Source organism: Caballeronia sp. EK, assembly GCF_014384845.1.
Lineage (GTDB): Bacteria > Pseudomonadota > Gammaproteobacteria > Burkholderiales > Burkholderiaceae > Caballeronia > Caballeronia jiangsuensis.
Map to the genome: position 1 here is coordinate 41454 of NZ_JACSUE010000013.1, position 16545 is coordinate 57998.

Consider the following 16545-nt stretch of genomic DNA (forward strand, 5'->3'; position numbering starts at 1 on the left):
GAGAAATGCGCGATCGTCACTGGATTCATCGGGGCGCGTATCGCGGCGACAGGAGCGTCGACAGCAGAAGGAGGAATCAGTGATTCGTCATGCCGCCGGAGGGGACCGGCGCACAACCATCGGCAAGATCATCGACGTCCCGGTATTCAACTTCACGGCGTCGTAAACGAAAAAAAGTCAGGAGACAAAGATGTTGCGGGAGACACAACAAGGCGCCCGGAAGCGGAGACTGCCACGCCTCACCTTACTCGCCGCCCTCGTATCGGCGACGCTGCCCATGCATGCCCACGCGTTCAAGATCAACGCTGGATCGTCGGACTGGGACATCAACTGGGACAACACGGTCAGCTACAACCTTGGCATGCGCACGCAAGGTATTGACCCGATGATCGGCAATAACCCGAACTTCGACGACGGTGATTACAAATTCCGGCATGCCGGCGACATCGTGACCAATCGCGCGTCGATCGTATCGGAGTTTTCGGCTGCTTATCAGGGCTACGTCGGCTTCAAGCTTTCGGGCTCCGCGTGGAAGGACTTCGCGTACGGCAGCGGCAACGCGACGAACCCCGGCGTCTACTCCCCGGGCGTGACCTATCAGTCGATTCGCGCCTATCCCAACGGGCAGTACGGCTCGTTCACGAACCGCTACTACGTGCAGGGCGCGCAACTGCTCGACGGTTTCGCGTTCTACAACACCGAGGTCGCTGGCCACGCGATCTACGCGAAGGCCGGTCAGTTCACCGAATACTGGGGCAACTCGCTGCTGTCGCCGCTGCAAGGCATCTCGTATGGCCAGGGCGCCACCGACGGCATCAAGGGACTCAACTCGCCGGGCACCACGACCAAGGAACTTCTGCTGCCGCGTCCGCAGATCAGCCTGATCGCACAGGTGACGCCTGAGGTTTCGGTCTCGGGACAATACGACCTCGGCTGGCAGGCGAACCGTCTCGGCACGGGCGGCACGTACCTCGAAGCGAACGATGCGGTCGCACAGGGGCCGTCGGGACTGTTCATCGCCTCGTTGCCGGGCGCCGCCCGCCCGCTCTTCGGCATGCCGCCGGGCGGTGCGTTCGGCTATGTGATTCCGCAGGGCGACCCGGACAAACCGCGTCAGGTGAACAACAACTTCGGCGTGAAAGTGGGCTGGACGCCTCACTTCATGGACGGTTCGATGAACCTCTACTACCGTCGCTTCGACGAGTCGCAACCGTGGGTGCTGTCCGACTGGAAGCGGTTTCCCGGCGTCGGCGTACTGCCGACGGACTATCACCTGTCATACAACCAGGGCGTGCAGATGCTGGGCTACAGCATGGACACGACCCTCGGCAACGTGAGCACGGGCCTCGAAATCTCGTATCGCCGCAACACCGCGCTGAACACGGCGCTGAGTTCGGCAATCATGAATCAGACGCAGGGCGCGAAGGGTGACGTGCTCAACGTGGTGACCAATGCGATCGTTCCGCTCTCGCGCTCGCCGGTCTGGGATACCGGGACGCTGACTGCGGAAATCGGTTACACGCATCTGCTTTCCGTGACGCAGAACGCCGCACTATACAACGGCGTCGGCTATCCGGGCTGCCCGAGCAACAACAAGTGGAACGGCTGCTCGACGCGCGACTATGTGAACTTCGGCGTCGTGTTCCAGCCGCAATGGCTGCAGGTATTCCCAGGTGTCGATCTATCGATGCCGACGTCCGTCACGGGCGGCCTCTACGGCACGAACCCGATCAACCCGGGTTCGTCGGGCGGCGCGCAAGGCTTCTTCATCTATTCGATCGGCGTGCAGGCGCTGATTCGCCAGAAGGCCACCGTCACGCTCGCCTACAACGGCTATCACGCGCACGTCAGCGGCGTCACGCAGGCGGGGCAGTCGGGCAATCTCGCTGCATACAACAGCGCGGGCAACGGGCTTTACGACCTGAACGATCGCCCGTGGGTATCACTCACGTTTCAATCGTCGTTCTGACGATCGGACGAGAGATTTTTGGAGACAGGCATGAAAAAAATTGTACAAATCGCGGTCGCCAGTGCGGTGGCGCTGCACGGCGCGGCTTTGTTCGCTGTCACGGCGGAAGAGGCCAAACAGCTTGGCACGTCGCTCACCGCGTTCGGTGCCGAGAAGGGCGCGAGCGCCGACGGCGTGATTCCCCCCTACACCGGCGGTCTGACGCAGGCGCCGGCGGGCTTCTCGGCGAAGAGCGGCGTCTGGATCGACCCATTCAAGAGCGAGAAGCCGCTTTTCAGCATCACGCAGGCCAACATGGCGCAGCACGCCGATTACCTCACGCCGGGTGTGCAGGCGCTACTCAAGCGCTTCCCCGACTATCGCGTGGACGTCTATCCGACCCATCGCACGATGCACTACTCGCAGTGGGTCCTCGAAAACACGCTGAAGAACGCGACGAACGCGAAACTTGTCGGCAAGGTGAAGGGAGACGGCGTGGAGGGTGCGTTCGGCGGGATTCCGTTTCCGATTCCGAAGGACGGGTATGAGGTGATGTGGAACGCGCTGATGAGCTATCAGCGCACGCAGGTCAGGGTGAACAACGCGGGCGCATATCTGATGGACACGGCAGGCGGTCGCACCGACCTGCCGATCCTGAACTTCGCCGAATACCGTCCGTACTACGATCCCGCGAAGCAGTCCGATACCTACACCGGTCCGTACGATCGACTCTGGGCGCAGACCACGACACCGCCGACCACGGCGGGCACCACGGTGCTCGTCGATTATCCGAGTAACTACTCGGTGACGGACCAGTCGAGCTGGGCATATTTCCCGGCGCAGCGCCGCACCCGCATGGCGCCCGACTACAAGTACGACACGCCGATGGCGAGCTATGGCGGCGTGACCTTCTGGGACGAAGCGGCGATCTTCCGCGGCCGCATGGATCGCTTCGAGTTCAAGCTGCTCGGCAAGAAGGAGATGCTGATTCCGTACAACAATTACCGCCTCTCGCAGCTGGGCGGTGATGACGTGTTCGGTCCGAGGCACACGAAGGCGGAAGCGGTGCGCTGGGAACGTCACCGCGTCTGGGTGGTCGAGGCGGCGCTCAAGTCTGACGCACGCCACGCCTACTCGAAGCGCGTGTTCTACGTCGACGAGGATAGCTGGTTCTTCGCCGAGTCGGACGGCTACGGCCAGGACGGCAAGTTGTGGCGCGTGGGCATCGACTATCCGTTCAACTTCTACGACGAAGCCGGCGGCGTGTACCCGACGTCGCTCGGATTCTACGACCTCGACAAGGGCAACTACTTCGTCGCCGCCGTCGCGACGCCGAATGGCCCGATGACCGTGCGTCCGTCCGACAAGCTGGCCGACCCGAACCTCTTCACGCCGGCCGGCATGGCGGGCACCGGGTTGCGTTGATGGTTCGCCCCGCGTTTCGCGGGGCGTCCGGTCGAACGGACAGGGCCGGCGCAATTCGTTCGAGCCGAACAGGGGACAACCGGCAAGACAGGGGAAAGCGATGTTCCAGCAGTTCTGCGTGAGTGCGGTGAAGACCGTTGTTGCGCTCGGCGCGGCGGCGTGCATGGGGACGCATGCGTTCGCCGCGCCGTCCGCCGCCGATCCTTTCGTGGATCCGCTCGACGTGGCGGCGGTCGTGCACAGGGATATCGACGGCAGGCCGCTCATGGCGGTGGCGAATGCCGGTGAGCGCCTGGTGGCCGTGGGTATGCGGGGTCTCGTGGTCGTGTCGGAAGACGCGGGCAAGCACTGGACGCAGGTGCCCGTGCCCGTGCGCAGTGATCTGCTCGCGCTCAGCTTCCCGACCGCATCGGACGGCTGGGCGGTGGGGCACGACGGTGTCGTGCTGCACACGGCGGATGGCGGCCGAAGCTGGGTGAAGCAGTTCGATGGCCGGATGGCGAGCGTCGCGCTCGCCGCCGCCTATCGCAAGCGCATCGATGCGGGAGAGAAGACGCTGCAGCCGTTTCTCGACCAACTCGTGCTCAACTATAGGGCCGGTCCTTCGGTGCCGTTCCTCGGCGTGTGCTTCACCGATCCGCTGCACGGCATGGCCGTCGGTGCCTTCGGCATGGCGATCGCCACAGACGATGGCGGCAAGACCTGGACACCGGCGCTGGAGCGGATCGACAATCCGCAGTTTCTGCACCTCGACGCCGTGCGTGCCATCGCGGGCGTGCGCTACATCGTGGGCGAGCAGGGACATATCTATCGCGAGCAGGCCGACACCGGCCGATTCGCGGCCATCGACACGGGTTATTCGGGCAGCTTCTTCGGCGTCGCGGGCCAGGGCGATATCGTGCTCGCTTATGGCCTCAAGGGCACGCTCTACCGCAGCGACGATCGCGGCGCGAGCTGGCACGCGGTGAACACATCGCTGCGCGGCGCCATGACGAGCGCCGTGTGGATGCCGGACCGCCGGGCCTTCGCGCTCGTGACCGCGGCCGCCGAATCCGTGCTCTACGATCCCGCGGCCCGCACGTTCAAGGCGTTCAAGGCCGATCACCCTTCGGTCTTCACGGCCGTGCAGGTTCTTCCCGGCGGCGGCGTCCTGTTCGCCGCGCTCGACGGCATCGGCCACGCCTCGCTGAAATGAGCGGGCGCTTCCACGCACCACATCACGCGCAGGGATACAACGTATGAAACCAGATGCACAGCGGCTCGATGCGATGCCGGTGATCCGCGATCGGGCGGACTTCGACGCGGCATCGGGCTCCCGCCTCGAGCGGCTCATCTTCAATCATCGGCGGTGGATCGTCGTGGTCTGTGCGATTCTCACCGCATGTCTCGGTCTGATCGCGACGCAATCGAACATCAGCGCGAGCTATGAACGAATGATGCCGCAGTCGAGTCCGTTCATCCGCAACTATCTCGCCAATATCGGCTCGCTGCGCGGCCTTGGCAATTCGGTGCGCATCGTCGTCGAGAACCGGCGCGGCACGGTCTACGACGCGTCGTTCCTGCAGAAGCTGCGTGCCATCAATGACCGGGTCTATCTGATTCGCGGCGTCGACCGTTCGTTCGTGAAGTCGCTGTGGATGCCGGTGGTGCGCTGGACCGAAGTGACGGAAAAGGGTTTTCGGGGCGGCCCGGTCATGCCGGATGACTACGACGGGACCGCGCGCAGCGTCGCCCAACTGCGCATGAATGTGGCCCGCGCGGGCATCGGGGGAGCGCTCGTGTCGAGCGATGAGCGCTCGACGATGATATTCGTGCCGCTTCTCGACCGCTACGCCGATTCCGGCAAGCCGCTCGATGCGCGCGCCGTGCACGACGCGATCGAGAAGATCCGCCATGACTTAGCCGGCCCCGGCGCCGACGTCGATATCCACGTCATCGGCTTCGCGCAGCTCGTGGGTGACCTGATCGTTGGACTCATGCAGGTCGCCGTGTACTTCGGCGTGGCGGCGGCGATTGCAGCCCTCGTGATCTATGCCTACACTCGATGCGTGCGCAGCACGATACTCGTGGTCGCCTGTTCGACGATCGCCGTTCTATGGCAGCTCGGCATCGTGCATCTACTCGGCGTCGATCTCGATCCTTATTCGATCCTGGTTCCGTTCCTGATCTTCGCGATCGGCGTCTCACACGGCGCGCAGAAGATGAACGGCATCATGCAGGACATCGGACGCGGCACGGACCGCTACGTGGCGGCGCGCTACACGTTTCGGCGGCTTTTCCTCGCGGGCCTCACGGCGCTGCTCGCCGACGCCATCGGTTTTGCGGTATTGATGCTGATCGACATCCCCGTGATTCGTGGTCTTGCGTTGGCGGCGAGCGTCGGCGTGGCCGTGCTGATCTTCACGAACCTCGTGTTTCTGCCGGTGCTGCTTTCCTATGCGGGCGTCAGCGCGGCCGCAGCGGCGCGCAGCCTGCGCGCAGACGACCGGCATCCGTTCGTGCGGCTGCTCACGCCATTTACGCGTGCCGTGCCGGCGACCATCGTGGTGCTGGCGGCCGGGGTTCTGACGGTGGGCGGCCTGATCGTGGGCCAGCATCTGAAAATCGGCGATCTCGATCCCGGCGCGCCGGAGCTGCGTGCGAACTCGCGCTATAACCGCGACAACGCGTACATCACGAGTCACTATCGTCTTTCGTCGGATCAGTTCGCGGTGATCGTGAAGACGCCGCCGGGCGGCATCAACGACTTTCGGACGCTCATCGGCATGGACGGTCTCGAACAGGCGCTGCGCGACGTGCCCGGCGTGCAGACCACCACGTCGGTGAGCACGCTGGCTCGACGCAATACGGCAGCGGGCTACGAAGGCGATCCGCGCTGGATGACCATCAGCCGCGATCCGGCCGTCTCGACCGATGCGGTAAACAACGCCTACGTCTCCAATCCCGAACTCGTGGACGGGGCGCATGCCGTCGCGCCTGTGGTCGCGTTCCTCGCCGATCACAAGGCGGCGACGCTCGAACGCGTCGTGCAAACGGTGGAAGCCTTCGCCGCGCGCAACGATGCGCCGCAGCGCCAGTTCCTGCTGGCGGCGGGCAGCGCCGGCATTGAGGCGGCCACCAACATCGCCGTCGAGAAAGCCAACCGCATGATGCTCGCGCTCGTCTACGCGGCTGTCGTGGTGTTGTGTTTCATCACGTTTCGCAGCTGGCGGGCGGTCGTGGTCGCGGTGTTGCCGCTCGTGGTCACGTCGATTCTTTGCGAGGCGCTGATGGTCGTGCTCGGCATCGGCGTGAAGGTGGCGACGCTGCCTGTGACGGCGCTTGGCGTCGGCATTGGCGTGGACTACGCGCTTTATCTCGTGAGCGTGCAACTCGCGCTGCAACGGCAGGGCGTGGCGCTGACCGATGCGTATCGCGAGGCGCTTGGCTTCACGGGTAAGGTGATCGCGCTGATCGGCGTGACATTGGCGGTCGCCGTCGTGACTTGGGTATGTTCGCCCATCAAGTTTCAGGCCGACATGGGCATTCTGCTCACGTTCATGTTCCTTTGGAACATGGTCGGTGCATTAATGCTAATCCCGGCATTGTCGCATTTCATACTTCGGAAAGCGCCTGTTAAAAAGACTGAGTCCGCATCTATCGATTTTTCAGCCAATGGCCGTACTGCAGAATCGGACCGAAGACCCGAAAGCGGAGACGTAACGGCGCCATGGTAATTCGGTTCATCTGTAATTTCCCCGTAATGGACTATAGAAAATCTTAAGAAGCTGCAGGCCGCGTTACGCGTGAAGGCGACAGCGAGTATTTGAACACGTTGCTAACTTTGAGGCGACATCCGCAGCAGATGGACAATTGATTCCGAATACTATCCGTACAGACGTCGAGCAATATTGATCGCCGTTTTGACGGAGCGTATTCAACCGATGCGGCAACATTTCGGTTGGTCCCTCGAAAGTTCATACCCAAAGGCGCGAAGGTATTTACAACGATGAACGCGCGATCAGAGACAGTTGGGCAAAAGGAGAGCTTTCGCTCGGCGTGGAACAAGCTCCAACTTGCCCTGATCCCATGCAACCGGTTCTATGAGCCTAACTATGAGACCGGCAAGGCCGTTCGCTGGCGTATTGGAACGGCAGGTGGTGCGCCGCTGGCGATCGCGGGTCTGTGGCGCGAATGGAAGGATCCGACTGACGGCTTTAAAAGCTTGAGCATGACGATGCTCACGGTGAATGCTGATGATCACCCGCTGATGAAGCGGTTTCACAAGCCTGGCGCGGAGAAACGGTCGGTGGTGATAATCCCCCCGACCGAATATGAGGACTGGCTCTCTTGCAAGAGCACTGACGAAGCCCGGTCGTTTCTGCAACTGTACCCAGCGGACGCGATGCATGCGGAACCGTTTCCTTTGCCGCCTCGCGAGCCGGCGCAGCCGAAACAAGATCTTGCGCAGGCATCGCTTTTGGCCGACAACGGCGGCTGACCTGATGACAATCGCCCGCCTAGGGTCGGCTGGCTAGCGCACGCTCGATCTTGCGGTCGGTTTTGTACTGGCTCAATGCGAAGACCGACCAAATCGCGGCGGGCAGCCAACCGATGATGGTGAGTTGCAAGAGCAAGCAAATGATTCCCGCGATAGGGCGGCCGATCGTGAAAAACTGAAGCCACGGGACGATGATGGCAAGGAAGAGGCGCATTTTTTGATAAATGAGAGTCTGACGAGACTGGAATAACGGCGTATTAATCAGTTTCTTAATAGGGCGGTTCGTGCATCCGCCCCTTGAGCATGTTAGTTGACGAGCAAAGAGCCGCCATTGCCAAGGCCGCCTTTGACGTTCTGCGCACGATATTGCCGAACAGCGCCAATAAGGTTATTGAGCGAGTCGGTGAACGCCGCAACCACCACCTTGCCTTGTGCAGTGCGCGCATAGGCACTGCCGCCGGCGCCAGCTGCGCCGCCGAAGCCGCCAGCGAGCACGCCCGAGAGCATGCCGTAGTCGACGTTGCGCGCCGATCCCTCGGCTGCTGCCAGTTGGACACTCGAGCGGTTGTCGACGAGCGTCAGCATCGTCGAGGCTTCCTGCGCTTTCATCGTGCCCGCGACGCCGGCCAGGGCGCCACCGACGACAGGCACGAAGGCGAGCAGGCCTGCCGCACCGCCGCCCGCGTCACGGTTACTGAAGGTCACGCTCGGGCTGATCGTGTAGTCGGCCGCGACCATCTGGCCTTTGTGCATCTTCGAGGTCTTGCGCAGTTCGCCCGATGCGTTCAGGGCGCGCTCGCCCATAGCGGTGCCGAGCGCGCGGCCGCGATCGACGATCACGAAACAGTTGCTTTGCTGGACGAGCAGCTTGAGCACTGGCACCGTCGAGCCAAGCTGGTATTGACCAGTGAGAAGGCCGTACCACGGTGCTTCCGTATCCTCGACGATAGCGACAGTGCCGAGCGGCGCCGGGCAGTGCTGCAGGCCTGCATTGGCGTTCTGCGATGCTTCGCCGGCAGCGGAACCAGTCGCCGCCGTCTTGGCGGATTGCGCGCCCGGCTGCATCTTTGAGCAAGCGGACAGGGCGAAAACGGACAGGGCGGCGATGCCGATCATTTTGAGCTTCATGGTTCCTCGTTGTAGTCGTGAGTTCTTGATTTGTGGCGCAACGGCCGATTGAGCCAGCAGCGGTTGCGCGGTCACCGCGCAGACGCTTTCATGAGCGAAGACAAGGCTACCGCCCGTGGGCGCGCCTCGGATTTAGAAAGACGCCTGTTTTTGAGCGTCTTTTCGTTATCTGCGCTGTCTAACGCCAGCGGCGCTCGAGCGGGGTCACTCGCCACCACACGCCGTCGAGGCTCGATGCTTGCGCGCGAACGCGACGCATCGCCCCGCGCTTCACCATCAGTCCGCCGTCCTTGACGAACCCCATGCCTATCAATGCCTCAGTGGTGTATCGCTTTCTCAACGCCGCGTAGATGCGAGTCATGACGACTTGCCGACCGCAGCAGTGGCCACCTTCGGAGGGCAGTCGAAGCCAGTCCGCTCCCCGCGGATCACTTCCACATCCGCGCGGTTCGTTCGCACAAGAACGTCTCGCGACCCGTTTGTTTCGTCGAAGAGTCGAACATACGAACTGCCACCCACGCCATGCCACACGGCGCGGGCGTCGCGCGTGCCCCATTTATCCGTGTTGGGCAACTTGCAGAACTGGACCTTCACACCGCTGGCCGCTGCGATCGCGGCTAACTGCGTATGCTCAGCATCGGAGAAGATGACAACCTGGCCGGGCGCCGAGCGCACGCCGAGATTAACCATCGACAGATTCAGAATGGCGGGGCGGGTAGCTACGAGCGTGCCGAAAATGGCCATCGCCAAGAAGACCACGGTGAGACGAATATCGCGCTGCTGCACTTTCGCCGGAACGATCAGCACGATGATCGCCGTGATCGCGCCCACCGCCGCAAAGAACATCAAGGTCGCGTGCATGCGTGCATCAGGAGTCTGATCCCTGCCGAAGACCAGCAGATAGGCCAAGGGGAGCGCCACGAGAAACGACATAAAAACCATCGATCCGTTATCGACTGCGCGATGCAGCGAAGCCGCCGGCGGCTCCCCGCGGCGCTTGAGGCGGAAGTTGTTCGCGACAACGAGAAGCTTGAGCGCCCACAACGTCGAAAAGACACCGAAGCCGACGCCTACCAGCGCGATGCAGGTGAATGAGAACGCGGCGGACGCGAGGAAGAATGCATCGCCGAGCGACAGGCCCTCGGGCACGATGCTCTCGAAGTAGCAGTAGGCGACCAGGATCAGACCGCCGAGGAGGAGTACCGCTTTCCATGCGGCCGTGAATGCAGCTTGAATGACGTCGATGAGCGACTTGATCGCATCGACGGGCTCTTTCTTTTTTGGTTCCATGTAATGCCTCGCTAGGTGACTAAGGGACGCGAAACAGTCGCGTCATGAACAAGGCTAGAGAGCCACACTCAAAGTCAAGGATGACTTCTTAATCCTCAGGGAAGCCGCGGACAGCAACTCCTCCTGATCCAAACCTAAAAGCGGAGGTGGTGCCTCCGCTCCTTTGGGATCAACTCAGTTTGGTTGCTGTTGCGGCCTGCTCTTGCGTGTCATTCAGGCACGACGTGGAACTGCTTCTCGTTGCCCATGACTTTGGCTGATGCAATGGCTTCCGTTGTGAACGACCATGTGACGTCGATAGGATGCGTGTCGCCATGCAGCGCTTTAAGCACGCCGGTCACATGAACCGAATACGCGGTGCTCCCCTTGAGTGCGGTGTACGGGATGCACATGGCACTGTTCGTCACTTCCGTGTTGCTGTCGGGCGTGAGTTGCAAACACGGGACGTCATTGCCGCCGCTATCAGTGATTTTGATGCTTACCGAGGTCAGGTGCCCCGTTAGCTTCGCCTGAATCGTCACCGGATAGCCCACGTAGGTGTTCTGGTACTGCGGCTGACTGGCAAACGGATTCGGGTTTTCGGCCGCGAACCACCTAGCCGGCACACCCGTTTGACCGGAGTACGGATACGCGACGAACTGCGTATCGCCAACGACCGGGGTGAATCCGCCGAAGTCAATGTTGACCGCTTCCCACGTTGCACTGGTCGACGCGCCAACACCGAGCGATGTATAGCCCTCAAGCATCAAAAAACGGTGGAACGGTGCGTCGAATAGCGATGTAACGCCGGTCAACGATGTCGAAAAAGCCCGAATGTCCCCGGCTGTCGTAACTTCACCGAACACGGCATCTGAGCGAGTAAACGGCGACTGCCCCGTGTAGCCTGGAAGTCCTTGCGTTTCGTTATGCCCGGTAGCCTGGTTCAGAACCAAGTAGTTGGCGTGTTTCAGCGACGACGTAACCAGCTGCTGGTCAACGGTGAGTTGACTGAGACCGACGTTGTGGCGTACCGCGCTCATAAATGCGATGCTGTCCGCTGTCGGGTCCCCCGTGGGAGAGACATTCTGCGGCACAGATGCGGGCGGGAGCAGCGTTACCTTCTGCGACGAGGCCAGAGAGCCGGTCTGATCGCCCGCGTTTGTGGAACCAGTGCCGGCTTGGCTACTTGTGCTGTTCGAGTCGGAGGAACTAGAGCCGCCGCCGCACGCAGCGAGTACGGCGATGGTCAGCGCAGTCAACGCAGAGACGCGGGCGGACGGATATACAAAACACAATCTTTTCAAAATCAAGCCTCGTTAATTCGTAGGCGCCTGCGCGGCGTTCTGATTGTTTCGTCACCGATCCGGTCGTAAGCGCAGGATCGTTGACCACCAGTGTTGTCCGAAAAGGCACTTGTCAAGGCGGTGGAGTCCCGCCCACTGCATGGTCGCGCTGCGGACTATTGCGAATTCGGTATGCCAGCCCGGACCAGCATGAGCATGGTGAACAGAACGCCGGTTCCTGAGCGGGCGAAAGCTACGATTTTTCGAGCGCCTTTCGCCCGTAACTGACGATGGCCGGCGATGTATCGTTCGCAAGGGTGAGCGCGGCCGCTGAACGGAGCGGAACCGCTAAGGCCCGGCGTCAAGCGACCGATAGAAGGGTTGGCAGGCATTGGCACGTCATGTCGCGGTTCAGGCCGCGAGTGAAAGCAAAAAACGAGATGAGGCAGATGAAAATGGTTGGAAACAAAGTTGTCGCAATCGCGTTGATGGTGGCTGTCGGCGCGACCGGCTGATGAGAGCGCCGGGACAAGGCTCGGCCTTGAACTGACCGAAAAAAGATCGAACAATGGGAAACCCGGAGGAAAAATGCAGACGGAGGTTTTTATGACGGCACTCGTCGCGCTGCTTATTTGCGGGGTGTCATAGCTCGGATGATGTGGCCCGGCTCTCTGATCGGGCAAATCCTTCTCTTCTCCGCACCCGCCGTGTTTCTGGCATGGCAAGTGACGCATCGGATACGTGAGCGCTTGCGCAGCAATTAGAGCCGGAAAGCCTGAACGAAGATAACAACTCGAGCCGCTGCCAGATAGACGCCGCTGACTGACCCACAAACAACACGAATATGAGCGCCCTAGCCGAATCCGCGTCAATCAAAGCGATGGCCGAGAAGATCGTGCGTCTTGAGAAAGAGCTTGCGACCTGGCAGTCAGCGTCGCACCTCCCTTCACAGTTTGGAGACTTTGCGCGCATTCTGCGCAGTCATGGCATCGCCACCGTTTTTCACGCCGGAAAGATCGATCCCATAGACGGTGGGACCGCGGCCGAAAGCCTGCGGGCGGCAGTCGAACAGTTTGGCCTCCGCGAGCGCCTTACGCCCGAGTGCCAGGCGAGACTGATCGGCGAGATTTCCGGGTCCCTGTTCGACGCTACCGACGGCTTCGACGCAGTTAAGAAAGCCAAGGTGGCTTGAAAGTACAGCGACAAGTTCGGAGACGATCGACCAGTTTCGCGTGGGTAAAATTGGACGCGTCTACCTTTCGCGCGGAGGTCAGCGCATCCGACTCTATGGCTTTCTCGCATCGACGATCGACGGATCTCCGACTTGGCGCAGTGGAAGCCTACGCGCGCCGGAAGCGTCGCGTCATGAAAATCGCGGACAGTCCGGTCCTGTTCACCGTGCAGGCGGCTGACCCGATGATCATCCCCGAGTCGCTGTTCGCGCTGAAAGAGGGCGACTGCCTTTCTCCGAGTGACCTCGAGCCCGTTGTCCCCGGTCTCGCCGACACGCCAAGCTCCTTCGGACCGGCGACGGCGGCGAACCCCCTGCACACGCTCACGGCCCTTACCGACGGCATCCTCGTCGTTCTCGAGCTGGCGCAGGAGGCGCAAAGGGATTCCGCGCGAGCGGAGGCGAAGCTACGCGGAACCCTAGCGCGGTTCATCGTGACGATGCTCTGGCCGCCGGGATCCGAGGTGGACGAAGCGCAGCATGCCTTGGCAAGCCGACCGTTCGGATAGGTGGCGAGCTTCGACGCCGCGAAGATCTTCTTCTCGTTGAGCCGTTCACGCAGCAACGCAAGAGGATGCCGGTCGAACGTGAAGCCCGTCGAGCGATAGTCGCTAAGCGCCTGCGCCACATGGGTCGGCCCGGCTATCCGCGTACACACGCGTATTTACATTTACTCGTCAATCGCTTATAGTACATCCATCGTACATACGCAACGAGGAGCGAGATGCAGACCACGCGAGTTTTCAGGAACGGCAATTCCCAGGCCGTCCGCATTCCTGCTGACCTTGCCTATGAGCGCAGCGACCTTGAACTTGAGATCGAACGCGTGGGCGATGAAATCCGCATCCGACCGGCGCGCCGACCGCTCGCGGGTGTGTTGAAGAAATTCGCCAAATTCAGCCCCGACTTTATGGCCGAGGGACGAGGCGAGCAGGAACAAGCAGAACGCGAGGGCTTGTAATGCCGCGCTTCATGCTCGACACCAATATGTGCATCTACCTGATGAAGAACCAGCCCGAGCAGGTGGCGAAACGCTTCGCGGAGTGCTTTGTCGGTGACGTGGTCATGTCAGCTATCACGTATGCAGAGTTGGAATACGGTGTCGCCGTTTGTGCGAATCCGGCGAAAGAGCGGCGCACCCTCGCCGCGTTGACTGAGGACATTCCGGTGGCTCCGTTCGATGCTGCGGCGGCGGTGGCCTACGGCCCGATTCGTGAGGCTACTCGGGAGCGCAAGAAGGACCACCTAGATAAGCTGATCGCCGCACATGCGATTGCGCTCGACGTTGTCCTTGTCACGAACAACACAAAAGACTTTGTCAGTTATCCGGGCGTCAAGCTCGAGAACTGGCGGAGCGATTGAACACGGAAAACGAACCATGTCCAATTTGACTCCAGCGCTTGCTCTGCGGGCAGCGATCAACGTTTTGCGCGATTCTGCTGAGTCACGCAAGATGCCCAACGGTGAGCCGCTAACCGATGCCTCAGTGCAGCTCCATTTCGACGCGGCGGACTTGCTCGATGAGTCCTTGTCGGACCTTCGCGACCACGAGTAAAAGGAAGCGACGCAGCCCATTAGGGAGATGACACGATGCCGACTATCGAACTCCGAATCAACGATCGTGAACTTGAAGCCGAGCTTACTGCTGGACTTAGGGTAATCATTCGTGAGCGCGATGTGGCCGAGGTTGCTTACTCGCTGAGTGAAGCATTTGCCGCGCTGCTTCCGCACGGTCCGGAGTATGTGCTCCGGTCAACCGTCGACGATGCAATCAGGGCACTGTTACGAAAGCACGCACTGCCCAACTGAAGGGAGAAAGAATGGATGCGCTGTATGCCGCGGATGCGGCTCTAAAAGACGCCGTGCCTGCGGCGGTGCAACGCCATCGGACGGCAGGTACGCTGACCTGGGCGCTGATTCATAGAATTGAGTCGGAGATTCTCAGTGAGGTTGCGTCCAAGGGCGAACATAGCGCGAGGATGCTGGGCATGTTGCGAGCGTCTCCGGCATTGGGCTATCCAAACGACGACCGACCGGTTTCGTTCGAAGGCCACGATGTGGTTCCCTCGGTCTTCGGCGCGATCTACGCCGAGTGGAAGCGCATCAACTGACAACGAGAAACACTCAGCGATACCTTATATGGCATGGACCTAACAAGCTCATTCTCCCTTTGGGGAACGGATTGAGTGTGGCCGGTGTACCGCAGCGTCGGCTGCACGGCGAGGGACCCAGCGACCGAGAGACCACTTCCGTGTTCGGCCATTTTGGGACGTTCATCACCGCCTTCACATCGACGTTCAAGCGTCGGCTTTGTACAAGTAACGGACCTTCGCGTGAATCGGCCCCCCTCCGCCATCCTCACGCCGAACTATGCTTAGCAGTCACAAGCCAGTGGCACGTCGTGCCAAATCGAATAACTTGCTTAGCCACTCTACAGTGGCTGGTTTTGTTATCCAGTTTAAAGCTGACGCCTGCATGTTTCCAATCGAGTAAGCCATGCCGGCGTTCTTCAACTCGTCCTGCAAAATTGCGGAGAATGATGGGAAGGAAAAAGAGACAAATTCTCTCATAAGAGAATCTCGCTCCTCCTTTTGAGAAATAGCACGCGATAGACGCTCTTCCCGAAACCGCGATCTAGTTGTAAATTCGGCCCGAACGCGTTCGTCGAGTTCCTTTTCAATCTCCTGAACAGGGGGAACGGTGTACAAGACGGTGTCGACCTCCAAGCGCAGTTGTTGCTGAAGGCTTAACTTCAGCTGTTGCCATTCATCAGCCGTGTTAGGAGGCTGAAGCGTGTGTTCAGCAGGAAGAAGAGGAGCTATCGACCTGCGAAACACACGTTTTGGCTTAATCTCCAGCTCTGCATCGGTACCGAGAGATGCCGCGCAACGGTCTACATTCCACAGTGCGTCGGATAGTTTCTTTCGGTGGCCATGCGTCCTCGCTATGGAAACTCGCACGCACTCCTTGACTGCGCTCGGCAGTTCTAGAGCAGATAGGCACTGGAGCGTTTCGCCTTTTGCGCTGCCGCCGAGGAGACAGCGGCTTAACGCTGAAAACGATTCAGAGTAGAACTTGATCTTAGCAAGCTCCTCACTCCGAATGCCCTCTATCGTAGGCTCCTGTGGAACGTACGTCTCGTCGATCGCCTGATTTAACTGTCCTATCCTTTGAATTATCTTTATTTGTTCTCGATAGTGCGGCCCCGAAACTTTCCCAACGACATTCCTAAATAGCTTAATCAGGTTGTCAACAGCGAATTGATCAAGCGGAACAATGGTCGGATCTTTATGGGGTATCGCATCGAATACCAAGATGCACGGCAGCTTTGGGGTCGCCCCAAACCATCTTGCAATCTCATTGACAGCATCGGACATTGCGAGCAATTCGCCGCGATCTGATTTGGTGAACGCAGACCCATAGCTGGCAATACCACGGGCCTTTATGTAAGAGAGTCGATCCTTCTCGCACTGGACCGCCAGCGCGCTTTTGCTTGCGTAGTCCTCGTATGCTGCGGGTTCCCATTGAACGTTATCTATTGGAATGGATGCCTCATTGGCTACCAAAACATAGGCAAAAGTATCGCGGCTCAGCGACTCGAATTCTCCAAACTGTCGCGACAACTCTGAGATCAGCTGCTTCTCGTTCCCCGTTAGAAGAAACAGTAAGTAACCAAAAAAGGGTTTGTCGAACACCTCAGCCGGCGACTCACTTAGCAGATCACAAAGCCGTTGAGCGTCTCCGGAGTAGGATATCTTGACCTTATAGCCCACGACGATCT

18 protein-coding genes are annotated in these 16545 nt (G+C 60.3%); 12 read left to right on the top strand and 6 right to left on the bottom strand.

The annotated features are described in order from the left end of the window. Positions 1–190 precede the first annotated feature (190 nt). From IAG25_RS31095 to IAG25_RS31115, 5 genes are all read left to right on the top strand, one after another. Positions 191–1969: a DUF1302 domain-containing protein gene (locus tag IAG25_RS31095; RefSeq protein WP_309243987.1), complete on the top strand. Its 1779-nt coding sequence runs from the start codon at positions 191–193 to the stop codon at positions 1967–1969. 30 nt (positions 1970–1999) lie between these two features. Then, on the top strand, positions 2000–3373 hold the full coding sequence (locus tag IAG25_RS31100) for a DUF1329 domain-containing protein (RefSeq protein ID WP_187608267.1): 1374 nt from the start codon (positions 2000–2002) through the stop codon (positions 3371–3373). Positions 3374–3473: 100 nt separating this feature from the next. Continuing rightward, positions 3474–4568, top strand: a complete 1095-nt coding sequence (locus IAG25_RS31105) for a YCF48-related protein (RefSeq protein ID WP_187608268.1) — start codon at positions 3474–3476, stop codon at positions 4566–4568. Positions 4569–4611: 43 nt separating this feature from the next. After that, positions 4612–7089 (top strand): efflux RND transporter permease subunit, encoded by a 2478-nt coding sequence (locus tag IAG25_RS31110; RefSeq protein ID WP_187608269.1) that lies wholly within the window; start codon positions 4612–4614, stop codon positions 7087–7089. A 173-nt stretch (positions 7090–7262) separates the two neighbouring features. Then, entirely contained in the window at positions 7263–7853 is a 591-nt protein-coding gene (locus IAG25_RS31115) for an SOS response-associated peptidase (RefSeq protein ID WP_309243990.1), read from the top strand. Positions 7854–7872: 19 nt separating this feature from the next. Here IAG25_RS31115 and IAG25_RS31120 read toward each other — a convergent pair whose 3' ends face one another. The 5 genes from IAG25_RS31120 to IAG25_RS31140 all read right to left on the bottom strand — a co-directional run bounded on the left by IAG25_RS31120 (position 7873) and on the right by IAG25_RS31140 (position 11290). Next, positions 7873–8067, bottom strand: a complete 195-nt coding sequence (locus IAG25_RS31120) for a YqaE/Pmp3 family membrane protein (RefSeq protein WP_187608270.1) — start codon at positions 8065–8067, stop codon at positions 7873–7875. Positions 8068–8159: 92 nt separating this feature from the next. Continuing rightward, a complete protein-coding gene (locus tag IAG25_RS31125; protein ID WP_187608271.1) occupies positions 8160–8981 on the bottom strand; it encodes a CsgG/HfaB family protein in 822 nt (273 codons plus the stop codon). A 178-nt stretch (positions 8982–9159) separates the two neighbouring features. Further along, positions 9160–9342 (bottom strand): hypothetical protein, encoded by a 183-nt coding sequence (locus tag IAG25_RS31130; protein ID WP_187608272.1) that lies wholly within the window; start codon positions 9340–9342, stop codon positions 9160–9162. After that, the gene (locus IAG25_RS31135; RefSeq protein WP_187608273.1) at positions 9339–10271 is read right to left on the bottom strand and encodes a hypothetical protein; all 933 of its coding nucleotides are present in this window, start codon (positions 10269–10271) and stop codon (positions 9339–9341) included. Before IAG25_RS31135 ends, IAG25_RS31130 begins: the two co-directional genes overlap by 4 nt. A 209-nt stretch (positions 10272–10480) precedes the next feature. Next, positions 10481–11290: a CAP domain-containing protein gene (locus IAG25_RS31140; RefSeq protein ID WP_255504065.1), complete on the bottom strand. Its 810-nt coding sequence runs from the start codon at positions 11288–11290 to the stop codon at positions 10481–10483. Positions 11291–12413: 1123 nt separating this feature from the next. Here IAG25_RS31140 and IAG25_RS31145 point away from each other — a divergent pair. From IAG25_RS31145 to IAG25_RS31175, 7 genes are all read left to right on the top strand, one after another. Next, positions 12414–12725 carry a hypothetical protein gene (locus tag IAG25_RS31145; RefSeq protein WP_255504066.1) on the top strand — a complete coding sequence of 104 codons (312 nt, stop codon included), beginning with the start codon at positions 12414–12416 and terminating at the stop codon, positions 12723–12725. A gap of 173 nt (positions 12726–12898) precedes the next feature. Next, entirely contained in the window at positions 12899–13273 is a 375-nt protein-coding gene (locus IAG25_RS31150) for a hypothetical protein (RefSeq protein WP_187608276.1), read from the top strand. A gap of 215 nt (positions 13274–13488) precedes the next feature. Further along, positions 13489–13725, top strand: a complete 237-nt coding sequence (gene vapB, locus IAG25_RS31155) for a type II toxin-antitoxin system VapB family antitoxin (protein ID WP_008345055.1) — start codon at positions 13489–13491, stop codon at positions 13723–13725. After that, the gene (locus IAG25_RS31160; RefSeq protein ID WP_187608277.1) at positions 13725–14126 is read left to right on the top strand and encodes a type II toxin-antitoxin system VapC family toxin; all 402 of its coding nucleotides are present in this window, start codon (positions 13725–13727) and stop codon (positions 14124–14126) included. The genes vapB and IAG25_RS31160 overlap by 1 nt, the downstream gene beginning before the upstream one ends. A 16-nt stretch (positions 14127–14142) precedes the next feature. Next, positions 14143–14319 (top strand): hypothetical protein, encoded by a 177-nt coding sequence (locus IAG25_RS31165; RefSeq protein WP_008345052.1) that lies wholly within the window; start codon positions 14143–14145, stop codon positions 14317–14319. Positions 14320–14354: 35 nt separating this feature from the next. Further along, the gene (locus tag IAG25_RS31170; protein ID WP_062268030.1) at positions 14355–14573 is read left to right on the top strand and encodes a hypothetical protein; all 219 of its coding nucleotides are present in this window, start codon (positions 14355–14357) and stop codon (positions 14571–14573) included. An 11-nt stretch (positions 14574–14584) separates the two neighbouring features. Beyond that, positions 14585–14875: a DUF2471 family protein gene (locus tag IAG25_RS31175; RefSeq protein ID WP_187608278.1), complete on the top strand. Its 291-nt coding sequence runs from the start codon at positions 14585–14587 to the stop codon at positions 14873–14875. Positions 14876–15145: 270 nt separating this feature from the next. Here IAG25_RS31175 and IAG25_RS31180 read toward each other — a convergent pair whose 3' ends face one another. After that, positions 15146–16537 (bottom strand): hypothetical protein, encoded by a 1392-nt coding sequence (locus IAG25_RS31180; RefSeq protein WP_187608279.1) that lies wholly within the window; start codon positions 16535–16537, stop codon positions 15146–15148. Between the last annotated feature and the right edge of the window lie 8 nt (positions 16538–16545).